This window comes from Paenibacillus sp. (assembly GCF_035645195.1).
GTDB lineage: Bacteria > Bacillota > Bacilli > Paenibacillales > YIM-B00363 > Paenibacillus_AE.
The window spans coordinates 61,356-83,199 of the sequence record NZ_DASQNA010000022.1 but is presented as its reverse complement, the minus strand read 5'-3'; the positions used below and the strand labels follow the sequence as shown (position 1 = coordinate 83,199).

General features: G+C 58.5%; 19 protein-coding genes. 4 read left to right on the top strand and 15 right to left on the bottom strand.

Annotation, left to right across the window (positions count from 1 at the left end; genetic code table 11):
* Positions 1–13: 13 nt before the first annotated feature.
* A complete protein-coding gene (locus VE009_RS11855; RefSeq protein WP_325007804.1) occupies positions 14–1,888 on the bottom strand; it encodes a dynamin family protein in 1,875 nt (624 codons plus the stop codon).
* Between the two features lie 65 nt (positions 1,889–1,953).
* Entirely contained in the window at positions 1,954–2,130 is a 177-nt protein-coding gene (locus VE009_RS11850) for a hypothetical protein (protein ID WP_325007802.1), read from the bottom strand.
* Positions 2,131–2,490: 360 nt separating this feature from the next.
* Between VE009_RS11850 and VE009_RS11845 the strand changes: the two genes are divergently transcribed.
* The 3 genes from VE009_RS11845 to VE009_RS11835 are packed head-to-tail and all read left to right on the top strand — an operon-like array spanning position 2,491 to position 5,691.
* Positions 2,491–4,620, top strand: coding sequence for an ABC transporter transmembrane domain-containing protein (locus tag VE009_RS11845; protein ID WP_325008024.1), 2,130 nt, complete (start codon positions 2,491–2,493; stop codon positions 4,618–4,620).
* Entirely contained in the window at positions 4,617–5,138 is a 522-nt protein-coding gene (locus VE009_RS11840; RefSeq protein ID WP_325007800.1) for a hypothetical protein, read from the top strand. The genes VE009_RS11845 and VE009_RS11840 overlap by 4 nt, the downstream gene beginning before the upstream one ends.
* Before the next feature lie 40 nt (positions 5,139–5,178).
* The gene (locus VE009_RS11835; protein WP_325007798.1) at positions 5,179–5,691 is read left to right on the top strand and encodes a hypothetical protein; all 513 of its coding nucleotides are present in this window, start codon (positions 5,179–5,181) and stop codon (positions 5,689–5,691) included.
* 265 nt (positions 5,692–5,956) lie between these two features.
* Here the strand turns inward: VE009_RS11835 and VE009_RS11830 are convergent, their stop codons facing one another.
* From VE009_RS11830 to hisD, 10 genes are all read right to left on the bottom strand, one after another.
* A complete protein-coding gene (locus tag VE009_RS11830; RefSeq protein WP_325007796.1) occupies positions 5,957–7,267 on the bottom strand; it encodes an ester cyclase in 1,311 nt (436 codons plus the stop codon).
* Positions 7,268–7,332: 65 nt separating this feature from the next.
* Complete coding sequence (locus tag VE009_RS11825; protein WP_325007794.1) at positions 7,333–8,739, bottom strand: amidase; 1,407 nt, start codon at positions 8,737–8,739, stop codon at positions 7,333–7,335.
* On the bottom strand, positions 8,720–9,388 hold the full coding sequence (locus VE009_RS11820; protein WP_325007792.1) for an MFS transporter: 669 nt from the start codon (positions 9,386–9,388) through the stop codon (positions 8,720–8,722). Before VE009_RS11820 ends, VE009_RS11825 begins: the two co-directional genes overlap by 20 nt.
* A gap of 3 nt (positions 9,389–9,391) precedes the next feature.
* The gene (locus VE009_RS11815) at positions 9,392–9,994 is read right to left on the bottom strand and encodes an MFS transporter (RefSeq protein ID WP_325007790.1); all 603 of its coding nucleotides are present in this window, start codon (positions 9,992–9,994) and stop codon (positions 9,392–9,394) included.
* A 63-nt stretch (positions 9,995–10,057) separates the two neighbouring features.
* A complete protein-coding gene (locus VE009_RS11810) occupies positions 10,058–11,650 on the bottom strand; it encodes a helix-turn-helix domain-containing protein (protein WP_325007788.1) in 1,593 nt (530 codons plus the stop codon).
* A complete protein-coding gene (locus VE009_RS11805; protein ID WP_325007786.1) occupies positions 11,647–13,419 on the bottom strand; it encodes a sensor histidine kinase in 1,773 nt (590 codons plus the stop codon). Before VE009_RS11805 ends, VE009_RS11810 begins: the two co-directional genes overlap by 4 nt.
* A gap of 98 nt (positions 13,420–13,517) precedes the next feature.
* A complete protein-coding gene (locus VE009_RS11800) occupies positions 13,518–14,825 on the bottom strand; it encodes an ABC transporter substrate-binding protein (RefSeq protein WP_325007784.1) in 1,308 nt (435 codons plus the stop codon).
* A 70-nt stretch (positions 14,826–14,895) separates the two neighbouring features.
* On the bottom strand, positions 14,896–15,723 hold the full coding sequence (locus VE009_RS11795; protein WP_325007782.1) for a carbohydrate ABC transporter permease: 828 nt from the start codon (positions 15,721–15,723) through the stop codon (positions 14,896–14,898).
* Entirely contained in the window at positions 15,724–16,656 is a 933-nt protein-coding gene (locus VE009_RS11790) for a sugar ABC transporter permease (RefSeq protein WP_325007780.1), read from the bottom strand.
* A 148-nt stretch (positions 16,657–16,804) separates the two neighbouring features.
* Positions 16,805–18,103: a histidinol dehydrogenase gene (gene hisD, locus VE009_RS11785; RefSeq protein ID WP_325007778.1), complete on the bottom strand. Its 1,299-nt coding sequence runs from the start codon at positions 18,101–18,103 to the stop codon at positions 16,805–16,807.
* A gap of 228 nt (positions 18,104–18,331) precedes the next feature.
* On the opposite strand from hisD, the gene VE009_RS11780 reads away from it, so the two are divergent.
* Positions 18,332–19,738: an NAD-dependent malic enzyme gene (locus VE009_RS11780; RefSeq protein ID WP_325007776.1), complete on the top strand. Its 1,407-nt coding sequence runs from the start codon at positions 18,332–18,334 to the stop codon at positions 19,736–19,738.
* A 623-nt stretch (positions 19,739–20,361) separates the two neighbouring features.
* On the opposite strand, the gene VE009_RS11775 is transcribed toward VE009_RS11780, so the two are convergent.
* The 3 genes from VE009_RS11775 to VE009_RS11765 are packed head-to-tail and all read right to left on the bottom strand — an operon-like array spanning position 20,362 to position 21,737.
* Positions 20,362–20,955: a YdeI family protein gene (locus VE009_RS11775; RefSeq protein WP_325008022.1), complete on the bottom strand. Its 594-nt coding sequence runs from the start codon at positions 20,953–20,955 to the stop codon at positions 20,362–20,364.
* Between the two features lie 36 nt (positions 20,956–20,991).
* A complete protein-coding gene (locus tag VE009_RS11770; protein WP_325007774.1) occupies positions 20,992–21,411 on the bottom strand; it encodes an SRPBCC domain-containing protein in 420 nt (139 codons plus the stop codon).
* Complete coding sequence (locus VE009_RS11765) at positions 21,408–21,737, bottom strand: metalloregulator ArsR/SmtB family transcription factor (RefSeq protein ID WP_325007772.1); 330 nt, start codon at positions 21,735–21,737, stop codon at positions 21,408–21,410. Before VE009_RS11765 ends, VE009_RS11770 begins: the two co-directional genes overlap by 4 nt.
* Between the last annotated feature and the right edge of the window lie 107 nt (positions 21,738–21,844).

Sequence of the window (21,844 nt, the reverse complement as noted above, 5' to 3'; positions counted from 1 at the left end):
CCGTATCTGTAAGTCAAGTGACGGCATAGTCCGCTGCGACCCCTCGGCGGCCGAGCTCCTTCAGCACTGCTTGAAGCTTCGACGACACCGCGCCCGACTGACGCAGCCGCTCCTCGTAATAAGCTTTCTTCGCGTCGATTTCGCCGGCCAATTTCCTCTTATTCTCGATTGTTTCCTTTTGCGCGGCTTGCATATTTTCGATCCGGGCATTCATTTGACCGCTTAAGGCCGCGACGAATTGTTCGCAGGCGTCCTCCATCTTCTCCGAGATCGACTGTTTAATTTTAAATGCGATCTCAGGCTCCATTTGACGCAACTTCTGCACGATCGCTTTTTTCTCTTGACGATCGCCCCATACGACAATGCCGAAAATGGATGCAGCCATGCCGATCGCCCACGGAATGAGAGCCAGTCCTCCCGTAGCGAACAGACTGACGAGGAACGGGACGCCGAACCATGCTCCGATGCCCATCAGCAGCTGCTTGCCCCCAACGGAGGCGTCTCGTTCGAACACGCCGTTCAGATCGTACAACCGCGTTGAATCCAGCGCATCGATGGAGAGCTGATCGTACCGAAACCGCTCCAACTCCTCCATTAACCGTTCGGATCTCGTTTGCGCCTGCTCCATCATGTCCCTGAGCTGCTCGGAAATGCGCGGCAGCACGGCGCGTTCAAGCTGCTTGCGTAGCGCTTCGTGGAAGATTGCCTCGACTTCTTCCTTGAATTGCCCGGATTTGTATCTGTTGTGGTCGATGCGCTCGATATCGTTCACGGCCATCGCCGTCGCCTGACGGATGTCCGCTTCGTACAGGCTCGGCAGACTTTGGAAGCCGGAACGAACGTCGGCGATCAACTGATGCCGATGCGTTTCGAACTGCCGCAGTCTTTCGGCGAACGCAGCCTCTTGCTGCAGCAATTGCTGCAGAGGCGTATCCAACCCCGCGTGCTTGACGACGATATTGTCGTACAGCTGTTTCAGCTCGAGCAGCGCCTTCACGACGGCATTGCGGATCATGAGAATGCCTTTTTCATTGACGAGGAAATCCATTAAGTCGCCCTCGAAAGACAGAAATTGGGCCAGATAGTCGTTATTCGAGTCGCCGTTCACCTTGGCGGAAAGCGCCTCCCTCGCCGACAGCGCGTACAAGCGCGGTCGTCCGATCGCGGGCAAGCTCTCGATCAGCTTCTCTCTCGTGTAATCGACGATTTCCTCGGGATCCTCGCCGTCGTCGATGATCGAGTCGATAAAATTGAGCGCAATGAAAATTTTTCCGATCTGGTTGGCCAGCAGACGGTCCTCCAAAAACACTTTCTCGCTGTACTTGTACGGACGCCTAGCGTCCATCAGTAAAATCGCCGCGTCCACCTTCGGGATGAGGTTGTAGGTAACTTCCTCCCGCTGCTTGTCCAACTCGTCGACGCCAGGCGTATCGATGATGACGACGCCGTCCTTCGTGAAGGCGCAGGGGTACTGAATCTCGATATGCTCGATCTTGCGCGCTTCTTCGGCGCCCGCCCGGTCAAGCGCGGTGGCGAACGTTTTGATCTCTTCCAGCGGGATCGGTTTGCGGGTTCCGTCTTTGTACACGGCCGTAGCTTGGGGCGCCCCGTCCTGAATGATGCCGAGCGTTGCCGTTGTAGGCTTTACTTTGGAAGGAAGAAGAGCTCTTCCTAGGAGACTATTTATAAAGGTAGACTTCCCTGAGCTAAATTCGCCGACCACGATAATTTGGAATCGGTTATCTTGCAGCTGATTCGACAGGCGTTGAATCTGGTTCGTATTCATGCCTTCTTCCCAAAGCAGTTGCCTAATTTGTTCAAAGCGGGCCAGCGATTCCTCCCGCAATGAGCCGTAGCGTTCCTTCGTCAGTTGTTCACCGTTCATCATGCAGCTGTCCCCCGACCGTTGAAATGGTGAAATAGACCCAGACCCCCTCAAAACCCTTTCGGCTGCTAGCCTCTGCTGTTCTTACGCTTGTAGCCGATACGCGAGTCGATATTCGGGTGTCCCCCGCCGTTGCGGTACGAAGGACCAATAATATTGGTGCCGCGAATATGCTGCTTTACGTAATGCGGCCTTACCGTTGTCGTGGACGGCGTATAGTTCGGGATTTTTTGTTTCGATTCCATCGTTGCGCCCTCTCCCTAATATTGATTAGTAAAGTTTGGTAAAGCCTGCCTACATTATAATGAGCGCATTCGCAGTCTGTCTACCGGCTTTGCCGTGCGTCAGTCTCGTCGGAATGCAACATTCAGCCGGAATGCGTCTCATCAAACAACAAAGAGATTCGTTTGCGGCGGAGGCGGCTATCGCCTGTGGATATAGCGGTTGTTCGCTCAGTTTTTATCCACAGCGTTATCCACATGATACACACAGCATGTTAATAACTTATCGGATAACAAAACGTATGCTTTGTATATCCCACCCCATTCAGCCATGGTAAGATGGAAGAACTATGAAATTTGTACTAGGATGTGAACCTTTTGTTCGTGCTGCGCTTTGCGCTTCGGCTCTGCCGTCCGTACTGGATCTCGCTGCTGCTGGTTGCGGCTTGCATTATCGTCGAGACCGCATACATTGCCGCCTCCCCTCTTAGCTTCCAGTTCCTGATCGACGGCGCGTTCCCGGCTAAGGACGTCAGCCTGTTTTCGCTGGTTTTAGCGCTGCTCGTCGTCGGCGGAATCGTCTACCTCGGCGCGGGCCTTCTCAGCGATCGCCTGTTGGCCAAGGCGAACGAGCGGGCCGTTTACGACTTGCGCGAGAACATATTCCGCCACGTGGCGGCGCAATCGGAAGAGTTCTACCATCGGTTCGACCAAGGGTCGCTGATGAACCGGCTGACTTCGGACATTGCGGCCGTCGACCGGACCATCTCGGGCATTCTTCCGCGCTCGTTCCGAGAAACGCTCTCCCTTCTGATCGGGTTGAGCTTGCTGCTGCAATTAGAATGGAAGCTGACGATCGTCATGGCGGCGGGGTCGGTCCTGCTGTTCGCAAGCCCGTATTTGCTCCGGCGCAAAGCCGAGCGGAGCTCGGAGCATTATCGGGTCGAGAATGACGCCTATATCGGCTTGATCGACGAAGTGCTGAAAGGCCGGCGCGTCGTGAAAGGCATGCATGCGGCGCCTTATATCCTCGGCAGGGTCGAACAGCGGTTAACCTCCCTGATGAGCGCCGGCATCCGGGTCACGTTCGTCTATGCTCTGCTCGACCGCCTTCCGTTGACGGCTTTCCTCGCGCTTAACGCAGTCATGATCGGCTTCGGCGGGTATTTCATCTTGCAAGACGACTTGTCGGTCGGCGCGTTCATCGCCTTCTATACCATCTTCCTGAACGTCGGCCAATCCGTCTCGTCGTTATCGCAGATCGTGCCGAGCCTGATCGAAGCCGGCGTCAGCTTTCGGCGCATCGACGAGGTACTGCGGCACCGCTCCCCTCTGGCGCTGCCGAGCCGGCCGAAGCCCTTCGCGGGCGTTCGCAACGAGGTCCGCTTCCGAGATGTCTCCTTCGGCTACGACGAGAGTTCGCTCGCGCTCGACGGCGTATCGCTCGCGATTCCGGCCGGCGGCATGACGGCGTTCGTCGGGCAGAGCGGCTCCGGGAAGAGCACGGCGCTGCAGCTGCTGCTGCGGTTCTACGACCCGAAACAAGGGGCGATCGAGGCGGACGGCGTCGACCTGCGGGAGCTGAGCGAAGCCGATTACCGGCGGCACACCGGCGTCGTCTTCCAGGATTCGTTCTTATTCAACGACACGATTTTCGAAAATATCAGCCTATCGCGTCCCGGCGTCACCCTTGAGGAGGTCCGCGCCGCGGCCGAAGCCGCCCGCATCCGCGAGCTGATCGAGCGAATGCCCGACCAGTACGAAACGATGGTAAAAGATTTCGGCGGCCGCTTCTCCGGCGGCCAGCGGCAGCGGCTCGCGATCGCCCGCGCTCTGATCGGCGATCCGCAGCTGCTTGTCCTCGACGAAATTACTTCCGCGCTCGACCCGGCGACGGAAGCCGACATCAACGAGCTGATCTGGCGCCTCCGAGGGGAACGGACGATCGTGACGGTCACGCACCGTCTCGCTTCGGTAAGGAACGCCGACGTTATCGTCGTCTTCCGGAACGGCCGCGTCGCGGAGAGCGGCACCCACGACGAGCTGCTGGCGCGCGGCGGGCTGTACGCCGATATGTGGGAGAAGCAGCACGGGTTCGTCTTGTCCGCCGACGGCTTCCTGGCCAAAGTCGAGGGCGAAAGGCTGTCGAAGCTGCCGTTCTTCCGAGGCATTCCGGCGGAGCAATTGGAATCGATGTCCGGCTTGTTCATTACGGAGACATACGATGACGGGCACCGGGTGGTCCGGGAGAACGATGCCGGCGATAAGTTTTACATCATCGTGCGGGGCCGCGTCGCCGTGGAGAAGGCCGGAGTGCGCGTGGCCGTGCTGGAGGACGGGGATTATTTCGGCGAAATCGCCCTGCTGAAGGATATCCCGCGCACGGCCGACATCGTCGCGATCGGTCCGACCGTCCTGCTGTCCCTGCGCCGGGATCAGCTGTTGGAACTGACCGCCGCATACCCGTCCATTCGCGGCGTGTTGGAACGAACGCTGGAGGAGCGAATGAAATGACGCCTTTCACATATATGTTGTGCGGGGAAGACGATGCGTTGTGGGACGATTACTTCCTGCTGCTGATGGGACGCTATGCCGAATTGAAACTGCCTTACGAGTTTCGCGTGGCGTTCAGCTTTATCGGCGACCCGATCATCCAGGGCGATGCGCTTCTCGTTCGCGATGCCGACGGCCGTACGGCAGGCGTCCTCGGGTTCATCTTCCTTGACGGAGAGGATGGAACGCCTGCCGCCGTCTGCCAAGCGGAAGCGTTGTACTTGCGGGAGGAGGTTCGCGGCTCCGCTGCGTTCTTCCGGCTGCTCCAAGCGTTCTCCGCTTACCTTGCCGAACAGGCGCCGGGGGCGGGGACGATCCGGTTCTGGTCGCCGGCCGACCGGGCGGACCTGCGCAGGCTGTTCGGAAAGTTCTGCCGGCTCGTCAAGACGAACGACAAAAGTTACGGACGCATCGACCTGTTCGAGACGTCCCCGGCGCGTCTTGAGCAGTATACGTCCCGAAGGGCGACGACGTCTTGATCGTGGCGAACAGCCTGCTTCGAGGAAGGAGCGAACGAACATGAACCCTTTCCGAACCTATATTTGCGAGGACGATGCGGATTTCGGGCGATGCATGACGTTTTTGTTGGAAACGAGGCGCTCGGCCGACCCCGAACTTCGGACGGCGGACGCATACACCGCGATGCTGCGCATTCTCACGTACGGGACGTTACTCCGTTTCGAGGATGAACGGGGGGATGTGATCGGCATCGTCGGGTATACGATGGGCACGCCCCAAGGAGAGTACGAGGATCGCCAGATCGCTTACATCGAATACTGTTTAATGCCGGTTTCGCGGCAAGGCACGACGTTCTTCCCGAAAGGCCTCGGCATCTTGGTACGGACGATTCAAGAACGGCATCCGGAGGCTGTCTGGATGACTTTCGCCGCCGCGGAGAACCATCGCCGAAACAATCGGCTGTACGCCAAGTTCTCCCGGCCGAACGGGCAAATCGAAGCTCCGGGAGTAAAACTTAATCTGTATACCGCCCTGTTGGCAGACATTGCCAACTACGCCGCAAAATTCGATTGACAGTCCTTCCCATCTCGCATAGTATGGGAGGAACAGGAAAAGGGGGGGATTCGTTGTGGTGGTCATGCCGGGGAACTGGAAAACTTCAAGTCAGAAGCTTGGAAGCAAATCGGATCCGAAAAGTATTTCGTCGAATAACGGGGATAAGCGCGCGTAAAATCCTGCCGCAGTCACGAAACGCATATAAATATCTCGTAAAAAAACGCTCCAGACCCTTATGGTCGCGGAGCGTTTTTTGTCGATCGCTGCGTGATCGTCGTACCTCTTACGAAACCCCCGGAAAGCTCCCGTCCCCGCCCGACACGGAACGCGCGGCCGCGCCGGAAGAACCGGAGGCCGAAGCATCGCTTTCCATGTAAATCTGGCGGAGGACGTCGATGCCGTCGAACAACAGCCACTCCTCGACGATTTTGCCGGCCTTGATTTTGTAATGATTCACGCCGAAAATTTCGATCGGTTTGCCGCTCGGACGGCCGAAGTAACCCATGCCCTCGTGAATTCCCTGAATGCGCCAACGGACCGCCACGTCCCATTCCGTATCGGAGCCCCGGCGGTTGCAGGTGATGCGGTCGACGTGCGTTTTGCCGTTCGGAATGGAGGCGAACAGGCTGACGAACATGCCCTTAATTTCCGCCGCCCCGATCAGGTCCCGGTTGCACACGTAGTGAACCACCGCGTTCGGATCGTAAAATTCATGCACGTAATTGAACGATCGGCGCTCCCAGATCCGGTTGAGCATGGCCAGCATGAAATCGCCGACCTCGAATTCCTCGAACTGCCGCTGGTAAATTTTCGGCGGCAAGCCGATTTCGGCCGTTTCGGGGAAGCCGAAATGAAGCGGAGCCGTCAGCGTCTTCGTCCCTTTGGCGAGCCCTTTCGCGACCTCGACCGGATCCAGCCCGAGCTGCTGGACCATATGGTACGTGTCCATCACGAGCCATTCTTCGTAAATTTTATTGTTCAAAATCATGCAGTCCGCCGTCGTGCGGAAGACCACCTTTTTGTTCGTGGCCGGCCCGTACAGGCTGTCGCCGATATTCGTGCCCATCGACTTGCCCCGATGCGAGGTGAAGAAGCCCTCTTTATCGTTCCCCGACCAGATGACGCTCCACCCGAGCCCTTTCCGATCCGGAAACGCGTGCAGCGTCTGCAGGGTGCCCGATACGACTTCGTTCACCCCGTGGCTGTTAATCATTCCCTTATGCACGGAGACGTTATGGCTGTACGTTTCGTAGATAAGACCGATGTCTTTCTCTTTCCAAATTTGCCGCGTAATCTTGACGATGTAATCGACGATGTTGTTATAAGCCGGGTCGAAGCCTTGCATACTCTGTTTCTTCTGCAGGCTTTCGGGCAAATTGATGTAGTCGTAATCGTCGTTCGCGTCGATCATGTTTACTTCTTCCGCGTCCGCGTAGAACACGTTGCTCTGCGTTACGCGTCTGACCGTCCAGTCGCTCGCCCGCGCCGCGGCCGCATCGCCGCCGTTTTTCAATTTGCCCGCGGACGCTTCCGCCGCCGCGCCGTTCGCGGACAAGCCCGTTTCCTTCGAACCGGCGTTGCTCTTGTTTTCCATTCCCAACCCATCCTTTTCGCAAAAATGTCATGAGCCGCAAGTAACGGCTCCTCAGCGGCGCCGGATCATCCCCGCCCGGCTTCGCTTGTCCGCGCGAGAGCGTCGAACATGCGCGCTTCCCGCTCCGCATAAAACCCGGCCAGCGCGGCCTGCTCGTACGCGCAGGCCGCGCGAATCAACGTCTCCTCGGCCCGGTGGGCGGCGGCCAGCTGCAAGCCGACGGGCAATCCGTCCGGGGTCAGCCCGCAGGGCATCGACAGCGCCGGATGGCCGGTGATGTCGTATAAGCAGGTGAAGCGGATCATGCACAAGTCGACCGACTCCGCCGAGCCGTCCGGAAACAGGCATTCCCGCTGCCCGATCAGCGGAGGCGGCGCCGGCATCGTCGGCGTCACGATGACGTCCACCGACTCGAACAGCTTGTCGAGCTGCGCCGTCATCTCGCTGCGCTGCCGCATGGCTTCCATATACGCATGGGCGGACGCCGCCTTGCTGCGGGCGAACGTCTCGGCCGCGCCTTCGCCGTACAGCTCAAGCGAAGAAGCGATCCGTTCGCGATGCGCGTACCCGACCTCCGGCGTAGCGATGCCCGTCGCGACGGCGACCGCATCCTCCGCGAACGACAAATCGATCTCGACCGGTATCGCGCCCAGCCGTTCCAAGTCCGAGAGCGCGGCTTCGAACAGCGCTTTGACGGCGGGATCGATGCGCCGATAGACGAAAGCTCGCGGCACGCCGACGCGCAGACCCCGGATATCGCCTCGGATCGCGCCCGCGTAACGCCGTTCCGCCGCGCCTTCGAGCAGCAGCGCGAGATCCGGTACGTTCCCCGCGATCGGTCCGGCATGATCGAGCGTCCACGACAGCGTGTCGATGCCGTCCATCGGAAGCAGCCCGCGCGTCGGCTTCAGTCCGACGACGCCGCAGCAGGCGGCCGGCACCCGGATCGAGCCCGCCGTATCCGTACCGATGGAACCGAGGCAGAAGCCCGCCGCGACCGAAGCGGCGGAGCCGCTGCTCGATCCCCCAGCCGTCCGCCGAATATCCCAAGGATTGCGGACCGTGCCGTAGAACGGGTTGTCGGAGGTAATGCCGAAGGCGTACTCGTAGAGATTCGCCTTGCCTATAGTTACGCAGCCGGCCCTCTCCAACCGGCTCGCGATTGTCGCGCTCCGATCCGGCACGCGGTCGCGGTCGATCCGCGAGCCGTTGGTCGTCCGAATTCCCGCGGTATCGATGTTGTCTTTGTGCGTAATCGGCACGCCCGGAAGAGCTGCGTTCCCGCCCTCGGCTAACAGGCGGCTTGCCGCTACGGCCTGGCGAAGGGCCGATTCGGCGGTGACGGTAATGATCGAGCGATAGTCCTTGTCGAGCGCCTCGATCCGATCCAGATAAGCCCGGACGATCTCCGGCGGCGAGAACAGGCGCTTTCGGTAGCCTTCCAGCAAAGCGCTAATGGTGTTCCATTGCACGAAAACTCTCTCCTTTGCCGCTCGGGCGGTTCGCATCCCCGCTAGCAGGCCGCGCCGAAGCAAGCTCCGGCTTCACTGCGGCCTCTTGCCGCGCAGGCAGCAAAAGCAGCGTCAACGCGGCGCCGGCGGCCGACAGCAGCCCCCACGCGATAAATCCCGCCGCTTCGGACGCGCTTTGGACAAGCAGTCCGAGCAGGAGCGGTCCCGCGAACACGCCCAGCGAATACATGCTCTGAAAGAAGCCCATGCGCGTCGTCCGCTCCTGCGGCTGCGCGCGCGCCAGCACGACCGACATCAGGAACGTGAACGCCATGCCGTAGGCGACGCCGGCGACGGCCTGCAGCGCGAACAGCGCGGGGAGCGCGTTCGCCGCCGGCATCAACAGGATGGCGGCGCCCTGCGCGGCGAAGCCGACGACGCCGGTCCGGGTCAGCCCCAAGCGGCGGTACAGCCACGGACACAGCGCGGTGGACAAGGCGAACAGCGCCAGATGGGTATTCGCCAGCCAGCTGACGGCGATCGGGCCCGCCCCGAGCCGCTCGGCCATGAGCGGTGTGAACGTATCCCGCGTCCCGTACATCGTCATCTGCACGACAATGCCGAGGAGGGAGATCGCCCACAGCCTTCGGTCCGCGCACTGCCGGCTCAACGTCTACCGGTCGTAGGCAGGGCCGCCCGGCCTCGTCTCCTCCTCTCTCAGGAAGACAGTGAGCGTCAGCGCTAGCAGCGCGGCGACTACCGCCACGGCGAAGCCGGCCGAATAACCGCCGGCATGAATGACGAGCCCGCCGATCGTCGAGCCGGCGAGCGAGCCGAGAGGCGTGGCCGTCGAGATGAGGGCCATCGCCTTGGCGCCGTCGCGGGCTGCGAAGTACGAAGCGAACATCACGGTGTAAATTACCCAGACGGCGCCGGCGAGCCCGTTGCTCAGCTTGCCGATGAACAGCGTCGCCGGACCCGGCGCGAGCCAGGCGGCGGTCCAGCACACGATCGTCAGGACGAACCCCGCCTGAATGAACGGCTTGCGCCTCGCGACGAAGCCCGACGCAATGCCGAGCGGCAGCCTCGCGAACACCGAAGCCAGCCCGGTGACGCCGACGACGGTTCCGATCATCGCCGCCGGAATGCCCAGCGAAGCCGCATAAGAAGCTACGAACGGATCGAACGCCGTAATGCTGACGAAAAACAGCAAGCTGATGACAAAAAACAATGCCGCTTCTTTCGCGCGGGAGCGGCCCGTAACGGCCCCGCTCATATGCAGGCCGCCCCGCCGCGGCTCCATCCCTTTCCGCTCAAGTGGCTCCCTGCCCCCGTTCCCTTATGAGCCGAAGCTCGTTCCGCCGCGGCTCGGACGGGTCCGATACTCGCTCGGCGTCACGCCTTCCGCCCGCTTGAACACTTTGATGAAATATTTATCGTTCTGGTAGCCGACCGCATCCGCGATCTCATAAATTTTCAAATGCGGGTTCTCGAGCAGCTCCTTGGCTTTCTCGATCCGCACCTGAGTGACGAAATCGGTAATCGTCAGGCCGAACTCCGTTTTGAATTTTCTCGAGATATACTCCCGGCTGAGGTAGAAACGGTCGGCGATCTCCTGAAGCCCGACGTCGCGCTTGCAATTGTCCCGCAAATACTGCGCGATTTCCTGCATGCTGTTCTTTTCCTTCTTGAACCGCACATCATGCAGCTTGCGGATCAGCTCCCTGAACTGCTTTCGCTTTTCCTCGCGGAACTTGGGGAAGGAGAACGCGCCGTCCTCGTCCCAATACGCATGGCCCGGATATAAGCCGGCGCCGTCGTAAATATCGTATTCCTGCAGACAATTGGCCTGCAGGAGCGCATGCTGGCTCTCCCAATTGTTCAAGCGATCCAGCGTCATGCCGCCCGAATTCCGCACCGCTTCGAAGATCGTATCGAGCAGCCGGTCCATGCTTTCCGCGCTGCCGCTCTGGAGCGCCCACTTCAGATCTTGGGCGTAATCGAGCAGCTGATAGGCCGGACGCGTCTCGGCCGTTTCGCAGTCGACGGGCGGCTGCCGGTCGAACGCCGTCTCCAGGTTCGACTTCATCAGCGCCGCGCGCGCCGATTCGTAAGCGTCGACCGCATGCTTCGACTCCCGTCCGGCGGCGAGGAGGACTTTAATCCCAAGCTTCTGCCGAACGGCGGCGACGAGGCGCCTTGCGATCGCGTTCCTCTCCTTGCCTTGCCATAGCAGGATGACCAGCTCGTCGTGCTTGGCTGCGTGGCGGAATGCGACGCCGGCCCGCTCAAGGGCATCGTTGCAAACGGGCAGCAGCGCCGCGAAAGCTTGTTCGACATTGCCTTCGAACCGTGTGCAGGCCAGGGGCCGAACGGTCATAAGCCAGATCGTCAGCATATCGACCCCGAGCCGCAACCCGAACTCGCGCTCCAGCTTCTCCGCCGCGTCCGGCGCCGGAGAACGCTGCAGGAGATCGGAAAGCAGCCGGTCCCAGTACAGCGGCTTCGCTTCGTTCGCGACGCGGACGCTCTCCAGCGCCGACTGCCGGCTCTCCGCGTCCCGCTTCCATTCGTTCACCGCGCGCTCCAGCGCGTCGTTCAGAACGTCCGGCTCGATCGGCTTCAGCATATAATCGAAGCTGCCGTACAGGATCGCATTTCGCATATAATGGAAATCGTCATACGCGCTGATGACGATCGTCTTGCTTCCCCCGGCGTGGCGCGCCAACCATTCGAGCAGCCCGATGCCGTCCAAATTCGGCATGTTCATGTCGGTGAAGATGATCTCCGGCCGGTGCGCTTCGATCAGCAGCTTGGCTTCCTCGCCGTCTCTCGCCTCCATTACCTCTTCAATGCCGAACCGCTCCCATTGCGCAAGCATGCGGATCACGTCCCGCACGTGCTTCTCGTCGTCGATGATGATAGCTCTCATTCCGCTCCATCTCCTCCTTCGAACTCAATGGGAAGCCGAATCGTTACCAGCAGCCCGCCTTCCCTCCGGTTCTCGAGCTGCAAGCTGCCGCGGGCGCCGTAGTACAGTTTCAGGCGCAAATAGACGCTCCGCAGGCCGATATTCGCTTCCTCGCCCGGCTCGCTCCGTTTCTCCTCGCGCAAGCGGCGGTCAAGCTCTTGCATGCGCCCGGGATCGATGCCCGGCCCGTTGTCGGCGATCCGGATGACGAGGCTGTCGCCCTCTTTCCGGCCTTCGACGCGGAGACGGCCTTTCTTGCCGGTCTCCGTGCCGATGCCATGCTTGAAATAGTTCTCGATGACCGGCTGCAGCAGCATTTTCGGCAAGAGGGCGCGGAGCGCCTCCTGCTCGAAGTCGATGGCGTACTCGAACTCGTCGCAATACCGCTCCTTATGAAGCAGGAGGAACGCCTCCGCATTGGCAGCCTCCCGCTTCAGCGTCACCTTGTCTTCGTCCGTATTCATGCTGTAGCGCATAATCTTCGATAGATTCGTCACGAGGGTATACACCTCCGCGCCGCGATTCTTCAAGGCGAGCGAGCCGATCGACTGCAGCGCGTTGTGAAGAAAATGAGGGTTGATCTGTGACTGCAGCACCTTCAACTGGTTCGTTTTGTTCTCGATTTCAAGCTTATACTCCCGGTCGATCAGATGGTTGATCCGACCGATCATCTGCCGGAAGCTTTCGCCGAGCACCCCGATTTCGTCGTGACCCAGCGACTTGAAGCCGACTTCCATCTTGCCCTTCTCGATGCGACGAATGTTTTCCACGAGAATGCGTAGCGGCGACGTAATCCGGAAGGAAAAGAGCACGGCCGCCAGGACGGCGAGACTGATGCCGACGACGCCGAAGGCGATGTTGATTTGCGTAATCCGGTTGCCCTGCCGGAACAAATTTTCGTACGGAATGCTTTTGAGCAGAATCCAGCCCCCGCCTGACCGTTCGATCCGTTCATAGATGACGATTCCCCTCCGGTCGCCGCGGCCCCACACCAGCGTCCCGCTTCTCTCGCGGGAGCTGATGACGCGTTCCACGAGCTCGGGGTCGCTGCCGGCGGCATCCGAGACGAAGACGGGTTCCCCCTCGGACGTCAGGATCGAGAAATGCTCCTGCCCGTCCGTATACAGCTTTCGGCCGATCTCGGCAACCTGATCGGTCGCGACCTCGATCGTGAAATACGCGAGGAGATCGCTCTTCGGCGCGTCGGTCAACGAGCGCATAATCGTGAAGGCGCGGCTTCCCGCCGCCCCGTCCTGGATCGTCTCGATATAAATCCGATTCGGGCTCCGTGCGACCTTGGCGAAGTCCACCCGCTGTTTTTCCGTTATGCCGGTGAACGTCACCTGGCTTTTCGACACGAGAATCGTCCTGTTGTCTTTGATCAGGGCGATGCTGACGCGCCGGATCCCCTCGTTGGCATACAGCACCTGCGTCAGACGGCTTCGGACCGTCCAGAACGTCTCGTAATCGTCCGCTTGGTCCGCCGTCCGCAGGAAGGCGATAAAATTGGGATCGCTATAGAAGGTAAGCGTAATGTCCATCAGTTCATCCATATAGCTTTCGAGATGAACCTTGCCGAGACTGAGCAGATTCACGTTCTCTTGGACGAATTGATCCTTAAGCGAATCCCGAGTGTAAAAATAGGTGAACAGCACGGAGGACGCAAACGGCAGCACGCTGATGGCCAGAAGCAGAATGACAAGTCGGTTTCGTAGGTTGGTCCGGATCATCGGAAATCTCCTGTCCCTGTCTTAAATTCGCTATGAATCTACTATAACAAATAGCAGCCTCTGTCCGTCGCGCAAACCGTCCGGCCTCCGCCTGATTCCTATTTCAATTTGTTCCAGCTCGCCTGCATCGCGTTCAACACGTCGCTCCACTCGGTGCGTCCTACGGAATATTCCTGCAGCGCGGAGGCGAATTCCTTGTTCGCGCCGTCCGGCCAGCTCGTCCAAATCATTGGGATCGTCTTCCCGGCTTTGGAGTACGAGACGATGTCCTGGCTCAGCGGCGAAAGTTTATCCGTCGAAATGTTGTCGAACGCCGGGATGAAGCCGAATTGTTCCGTCATGTAGCGCTGCGCCGTTTCGGAAGATACCATCCAGTTGAGGAACGTCTTGGCTGCCTCCACATGCTCGGAGTTTTTGTTGACCGCCCAGTTGTTCGGGACGCCCGCCACGATGCGGTCGGATGCCGGTTCGTCGTTGATCGGCATCGGCAGAATGCCGATATTCAAATCCGGCGCGATATCGGCGATCATGCTTTCGACCCAGTTGCCCTGCTGAAGCATCGCCGCCTTGCCGGAGGCGAACAGCGTAACCTGCGTATTGTAATCGGTCGTCAGCGGATTTTCATTGCCGTACTCCATCGTCGTATCCATTAGCTGCTGGAACTGCTGGAAGATCGCGTTGTCCGGGATGGTCGCCGCGCCTTCGTTCAGCTCATTGATGAAGCCCGCCGGATCCTCCTGCTGCCCGAAAGCGACGTTCGTGAAGTGGCTGCCGATAATCCACCATTCCGCGAAGCCGTTCGCGAACGGGGTAATGCCGGCGTCCTTCAGCTTCTGGGCGGCCGTCCGCAGCTCCGTCAGCGTCGCCGGCGGCTTCTCGATGCCGGCCTTCGCGAACAGATCCTTGTTGTACAAATAACCGTAACCTTCCATATTCATCGGCATACCGTAAATTTTCCCATCGGTATCGGTCATGCCGTCGCCGGTTCCCGGCAGCAGATGGCCGACCCAAGGCTGGTCGGAAAGATCGGCCAGATGTTCCTTCCAAAGCTGCATTTCCTTCGCGCCGCCGTTGTTGAAAATATCCGGACCTTCGCCCGAGGCGAATTTCGCTTTCAGCGCGTCCATGTAGCCGGTGCCTCCGCCGACCGTCTCCGCTTTGACCTTAATGCCCGGATGCTCCTTCTCGAATTCCTTGACCATGGCTTCGAATTTGTCGGCGATTTCCACCTTCAATTGGAATACCGTAATCTCGACCGGTTCGCCCGATGCCGCGCCGGACGCGGCCTCGTTCGCATCGGCGCTTCCGCCCGCGCTGCCGTTCGAACTGCCCCCCGTGCCGCCGCAGGCAGCGACCAAGGTCGCCAGCGCGAGCAAGGAAATGCTCATTAATTTTGCTTTCTTCATGTCCCTAGACCTCCCAAAAGGTTGTATGTAGTTTCCTTCAGCCGTTATACGGCCGTGGATGCTATACCGCTTACTTGCCCGAGCCTGCCGCGATGCCCCTGATAATGTGCTTTTGCAGCAATAGGAAAAAGACGACGATCGGCAGCGTACCGATCACAAGACCCGCCAGGCCCAAATCCCATTGTTTGTTGTATTGGGCGAACAAAGCGCTCATCGCCACGGGGATCGTCCGAAGCTCCGCGTCCTGCAGCATGAGACGGGGCAGCAGGTAATCGTTCCAGAACCACAGCGTGTTCAATATCAACACCGTGACGGTGATCGGCTGCAACAGCGGAAATACGATCCGCCAGAACACCCCGAACGGGCCGCAGCCGTCGATGCCGGCGGATTCCTCGATTTCCAGCGGCACGGTCTTGACGAAACCGTGGTAGAGGAACAGCGTCATGGAGACGCCGAATCCGAAGTACATGACCACGAGGCCCGGGAGGCTGTTCACCAAATGCAGCGACGCGCCGAGCTTGACGAGCGGAATCATGATCGTCTGGAACGGGATGACCATGGCGGCAACGAAGAGCGCGAACAGCGCCTGACTGAATCGGCCCGGCGTACGAACGAGATGCCAAGCGGCCATCGAGCTGATGATCACGAGCCCTACGTTGCTAAGGACCGTGACCAGCAAAGAGTTCCAGAACGCCCTCGGAAAATCGAGCAGCGTCCAGACGCGCGAGAAGTTGTCCACGACCAGTTCCTTCGGCAGCGCCGCCGCGTCGATCAGAATGCCCGCATTATCCTTGAACGCATTCATGACCACGAAGTAAAAAGGAACCAGGAAGAGAAGTCCGAGCATAATGGCGAACGTTTCGAGCGCGAAGGTTCGCGCCGTGTAGTTCCGTTCCATCTACGCCTCCACCTCCCTTCTCTTCGTCAGCGTCACCTGCAGGAGCGTAATGACCGCGACGACGACGAAAAACACGAGCGCTTTGGCGGACCCGATGCCGTAGCGGTTATTCGTAAACGCTTCGGCGTAAATGTTCATGGCCACCGACTCCGTCGAGTTGAACGGCCCGCCGCCGGTGAGCGAGTAATTCAGATCATAGATTTTAAAAGCATGGGACATGGACAGGAAGAGACAAATCGTAAATGCCGGCGCGATCAGCGGCACGACAATCTTCCTTAAGACGGTCCAACCTCTCGCCCCGTCGATCCGGGACGCCTCGAGAATGGATTGGTCCACGCCTTGCAACGCCGCGATATAGATGACCATCAAGTACCCGCTCTGCTGCCAGGCGAAGACGATGACGATGCCCCAGAATGCCGTCCCGGCGTCGCCCAGCCACGGAAGCTGGAAGAACGGAATTTGGGTGGCGCTGCCGACGGCCGCGAAGCCTTTGATGAAGATGAACTGCCAAATAAAGCCGAGCAGCAGGCCGCCGATTACGTTCGGCATGAAGAAGACGGTGCGGAGCGCGTTCCTCGTCTTCAGCGCCCCGTTGAGGAGAAGCGCTAGGCCGAAGCCGACCAGATTGCTGATCAACACGGCGGCAAACGTGAATTTGAAGGTGAACAGGAACGACTTCGCAAACTTATCGTCCTTCGTGAACAAGTCGACAAAGTTCTGGAGTCCCACCCAAGAGACGGCGGAGCTCACGCCGTTCCACGACGTAAAGGAGTAATAGATGCCTACGGCAAACGGAATGATCTGAATCAAGAGGAAGCAGAGGAGCGCCGGTCCCACGAAAGCCGCGAACACCAGCCACTTGTTCGGCTTCGCCCTGCGGTCGGTGGAGGCGCGCGGCCGGACGGCTTGCTTCGCAACCGCAAGTTCGTTCATGTTGCTTCACCTCTCCCGGTAGTAATGATTGCTTTCGGTGCGTTTCATCGACTGCCTGTTAACGTTTTCAAATATAACATCCTTCGGAGCCGAAAGTCCGTTCCTCCATCATGGAAATTGGAGGAACGGCTTGCCATGTCTCCCGTCCCTATTTACCGGCCGCAATCTCCTGACGAACGTCCAGCTCCCCGGTAAGACGGATGTTGGCCGACCGCAGGTGACCGATGAGCCCTTCGCGTTCCGACTGCCGCACGCAGTGCGGCGCAAGCCGTTCGACGCCCGCCTGCTCGATGCGCTGGTACGTGACGACCTTCAGGAACGTACCGACCCAAACGCCGCCCGTATATTTGGCCGCCTGGTTCGTCGGCAAAATGTGGTTCGTTCCGCACACTTTGTCGGAGAAGACGACCGTCGCCTCTTCGCCCAGGAACAGCGAGCCGTAGTTGGTGAACTTGTCGCGGTGCAGGTAAGCGTCCTTAATCTGGACATGAAGGTGCTCCGACGCCAAATCGTTAGCCGTCTCGATCGCTTCTTCCAGCGTACCAGTCACGATCACCCGTCCGCGCTTCTCCCACGACGCGCGTGCCGTCGCCGCCGTCGGCAGCGTCTCTAGCTGCTTCTCGATTTCCTCCATTACCGCGAACGCCAGCTCGCGGCTCGTGGAAACCAGAATCGCCTGCGTATGAACGTCGTGCTCCGCCTGAGCCAGCAGATCGGCGGCCACATACGCCGGCTTAGCCGTTTCGTCCGCCACGACCAGCACTTCGCTCGGACCTGCCAGCAGGTCGATGCCGACCGTACCGTGAACCTGCCGCTTCGCCTCGGTGACGAACCGGTTGCCGGGACCGGTGATCTTGTTGACCGGACGGATCGATTCCGTACCGTAAGCCAGCGCGGCGATCGCCTGGGCGCCGCCGACCGCGAAGATTTCGTCCGCTCCGGAGAGATGGGCGGCGACGAGGACCGCGGGATGGATGCGTCCTTCCTTCGTCGGCGGCGTGCACACCCGGATCTGGGAGACGCCGGCGACCTTCGCCGGAATGATCGCCATCTGCGCGGAAGATAGCAGAGGATAACGGCCGCCAGGGACATAAGCGCCGACCGCCTCGATCGGGATGACGCGCTGGCCGAGGAACACGCCCGGGATCATCTCCTGTTCAAACTCGGTCAGGGTGCGGCGCTGCGCTTCGGCGAACGCGCGAATGCGCTCGATCGAGAACGCCATATCTTCGAGCAGCGTAGCGGGCAGCTGCTTCTTCGCCGCCTCGATGTCGTCCATGGAAGCTTTCAGATCGTCAAGCTCCACGCCGTCGAACTGCCGCAGGAACGATTTCAGCGCGGCGTCCCCTTCGCTTTTGACCCGTTCGATGATAGAGGATACCGTGGCTTCAAGCTGCCCTTTCTCCGCTTGCGCTGCCGGCTCCTGCTCTTTTACGATTTCAATCATGCTTGCTCCCTCTTTCCATGGCAGAATTGCTTTCGTGTGATTTTCATTATAGAGAGATATGGCATAGGGAGACAGAAACGTAATTGACTGAAATGGTATACTCCATTGATCGATGTGAGAATACGTTACATTTTTGATTGACAGCGCTTCAACCGCCCGGCTATATTTACGACGATAATATTCAGGCCAAGCCGTGTTGGCCGACTTTTTGGGCGGGGGGAAAGAGGCGTGGCATTTAACAGCCTGGTCATTCGAATGGAACTTGATCATGAGAAGGTACATTTCGGCGAGGTGGCTTCGCTCATCGGGCGAAGCGGCGGCGACATCATCTCCGTCGACGTCATTCGGTCGGATCGCGCCTATTCGGTTCGTGACATTACGATCGATGCGGAGGAGCGCCAGCAGGACGCCGTCGTGGGCGCGCTTCGCGATCTCGCGGGGATTCGCATCGTCAACCTGTCGGACCGTACTTTCCTCGCTCATCTGGGAGGGAAGATTTCGATCCAGCCGAGCATGCCGATCAAAAATCGGGACGATCTTTCCAGGGTGTACACGCCTGGGGTAGCCCGCGTATGCGCCGCGATTCACGAAGACGAGAGAAGGGCTTATTCGCTCACCATCAAGCGGAACACCGTGGCCGTGGTCACGGACGGCTCGGCGGTGCTCGGGCTGGGCGATATCGGTCCGCATGCGGCCGCGCCGGTCATGGAGGGCAAGGCGATGCTGTTCAAGCAGCTGGCCGGCGTCGATGCATTCCCCATCTGCCTGGACACCCAGGATACCGAAGAAATCATTCGCACCGTCAAGCAAATCAGCCCTATCTTCGGCGGCATCAATCTCGAGGACATCAGCTCGCCTCGATGCTTCGAAATCGAGTCCCGATTGATCGAGGAACTGGATATCCCGGTCTTTCACGACGACCAGCACGGCACGGCCATCGTGGTGACGGCGGGTCTGATCAATGCGCTTAAGCTTACGGGGAAACGTATGGAAGACATCCGCGTGGTTGTGAACGGAATCGGGGCCGCGGGAGTTTCGATCTGCAAAATGCTGCTTGCCGCGGGCGTTACCAAGCTGGCTCCCGTAGACCGGGACGGCGCGATCGTCAGAGGATCGGACTATGCGCATCCCATGTGGAGGTGGCTCGCGGCCCAGCCTCAGGTGGAGCCGGAGGCGGGTTCGCTGAAGGAAGTCATTCGGGGGGCGGACGTCTTCATCGGCGTATCGCGCGGCGGCTTGCTCGACCAAGACGATCTGAAGAACATGGCCGAAGACCCCATCGTGTTCGCCATGGCCAACCCCGTGCCGGAGGTCGCGCCGGAGCTCGCCCTCCCCATCGTCCGCGTGTTCGCTACCGGCCGAAGCGATTACCCTAACCAGATCAACAATGTCCTGGCGTTCCCGGGCATTTTCCGGGGCGCGCTGGACTGCCGGGCAAGCATCATCAACGAAACGATGAAAATGGCGGCCGCGCAGGCGATCGCCGACACCGTAACGGCTCAAGAGCTGGACGAGTCCTACATCATCCCGAGCATCTTCAATGAGCGCGTCGTTGCCGACGTCAGAAGCGCCGTCATCGCCGCCGCGATTCGTACCGGCGTCGCGAAACGCATTCCGCCCGATTTCAGAATGTAGGAGAAGCTCAAACTAGACTTGATGAGGTAGTCCATACGAAATTCTCCCCCTTCGCATAACTTGTTCTTAACAATTTCTTAAAAAAGAGTGATGTAGAATGGGGAGCGTTCCAAAACGAATCAAACGGAAATTGAACAAGGACGTCAGAAAGTGGATAAAAAAGAAGAAAAAAATAAGCTCCGGCAAAAACCGAGTCGTGTACGATCTAAATAACGGCTATGTCCTAAAGGTCGTGAGAAGCAAAGCCGGAATCGGGCACAATCGGCGCGAGATCAAAGTGTACAGGTCATCGGGCTCTTCTATTAGAAAACACCTTGCCGAAATCAAAGATTACGGGAACCTGTGGTTAATCATGAAGAAGTATGATAAGAAGTTCCCGAAATCATCGAAAGCGTACAGGAAAAAATTGAAGAAGCTCAAATCGAAGTTTCGCAGAAAAGGGATCGATCCCAAAGATATGTTTAATCGGAACCATAATCCGAAAGTGAAAAACTTGCGGTTGAACCGCAAAGGAAGGATCATTGTCATCGATTACGGGGATTTTAAATTTAAGAGGTAAGCGCGCTTATACGTTTCAAGCCGGCAGCCCCTTCGGCTGCCGGCATGACTTTGCTCGGACTGTACTAGTCATCCATTCCCTTACCGTCGAGAATATGAGGCAAATATTTCTCGATCCTTGCCTCTCGCGTTTTGGACTGTTTGGGTTGCGAGAAATGAAGGAGGTACGCCCTTTGGCGCCCCGGCGTCAACGATTCGAACGCTGTCTTCAAATCCGGGATTTCCACGAATTTATTATGTAATTCTTCCGGAATGGCGTAATCCGTATTCTTTTTATACTCCACTTGCAAGCCGGCCTTTTCCGCTTCGATGGCTTCGTCGATATACGCTTTTATGATCAGCTGCATCTCGTCGATTTGTTGAATGTTCGTGAACCGAATCTGGCGCGCCGCCTGTACGTTCTCCGTTTGTTGGACCAGAATCCCATGGGGATCTTTCAGCAAGGCGCCCTTGTGAAACAGAAGCGCGCAATACTCTTTAAATCCATGAATGAGAACGACGTTCTTGTTCTGGTACGTGTAACAAGGATGCATCCACTTAAAATCCTCGGTCAGTTCGCAGTCAAGAACGATATTTCTTAACCTCTCGAACTCTTCCTTCCACTTTTGGGCCTTGTGGAAAAACGGGTCAATTTTAGGGTTTCTTATCCCTTTTGTCATCAGGACACGCCTCTTTTCGCATCGCACTCATAGCGCTTATCGTTCCAATGCCTTTTCAAGCTCGCCGCACCATTTGCTCCACCCGTACTTTGCGCCATTGAGCGCTTGGTCATTCGAAATTCCGGTCTGTTCGAGATGAAGGTTCACCGTTCCGTTCCCTAAATCCTGCAGCGTCCAAGTGACCGTATGCTTCTCGCCGCCGGCCCACGTATAGGACAACCGGGTGGGTTCCTCCACGATCAGCACTTCGCCTTCGATGACCCCGTTCCAATATTCGGTCGGCTCCGTCCGAAACTGAAACCGGTGACCGACGACCGGCTTAAAATTATTTTCCATCGGCTGTCCGGTGTGGATGTTGCATACCCATCGGGCGAGCTTGCTCGAATCGGTCAAGGCGGACCACAGCTTCTCGATCGATGTCTTGTACTGAAAATCCAAGGATAATGTAAGACTCATAGTTCTTCCTCCTCCAATAATTGGTTTAGGCGCCGCAGATTCGTACTCCAGAACTTGCTGTAGAAGGCCACCCAATCATGAACTTCGATCAAAGGGGCGGCGTTGAGACGATACCGCGTTTCCCTGCCGACCTTGCGGTCGACGACCAGTCCGGCCTCTTTCAGAATGGACAAATGTTTGGATACCGCGGTTCGTCCCATCGGAAAGTGCGGCGTTAATTCATGAAGCGGCTTCTCCCCCGCCTCTGCTAACAGACGAATCAATTGGCGCCTCGTGGGGTCTGCGATTGCATCGAACACATCCCGCGCCGTTGTATGATCGTTCACAACAGCCCTCCCCGCCGTGATTTCGGTATAAGATTCTAAATGTAGTATGAAGGGACAGCCGTTACTGCAACACCTCCTGATAATTCCAACCGGACACCATTTAGTTT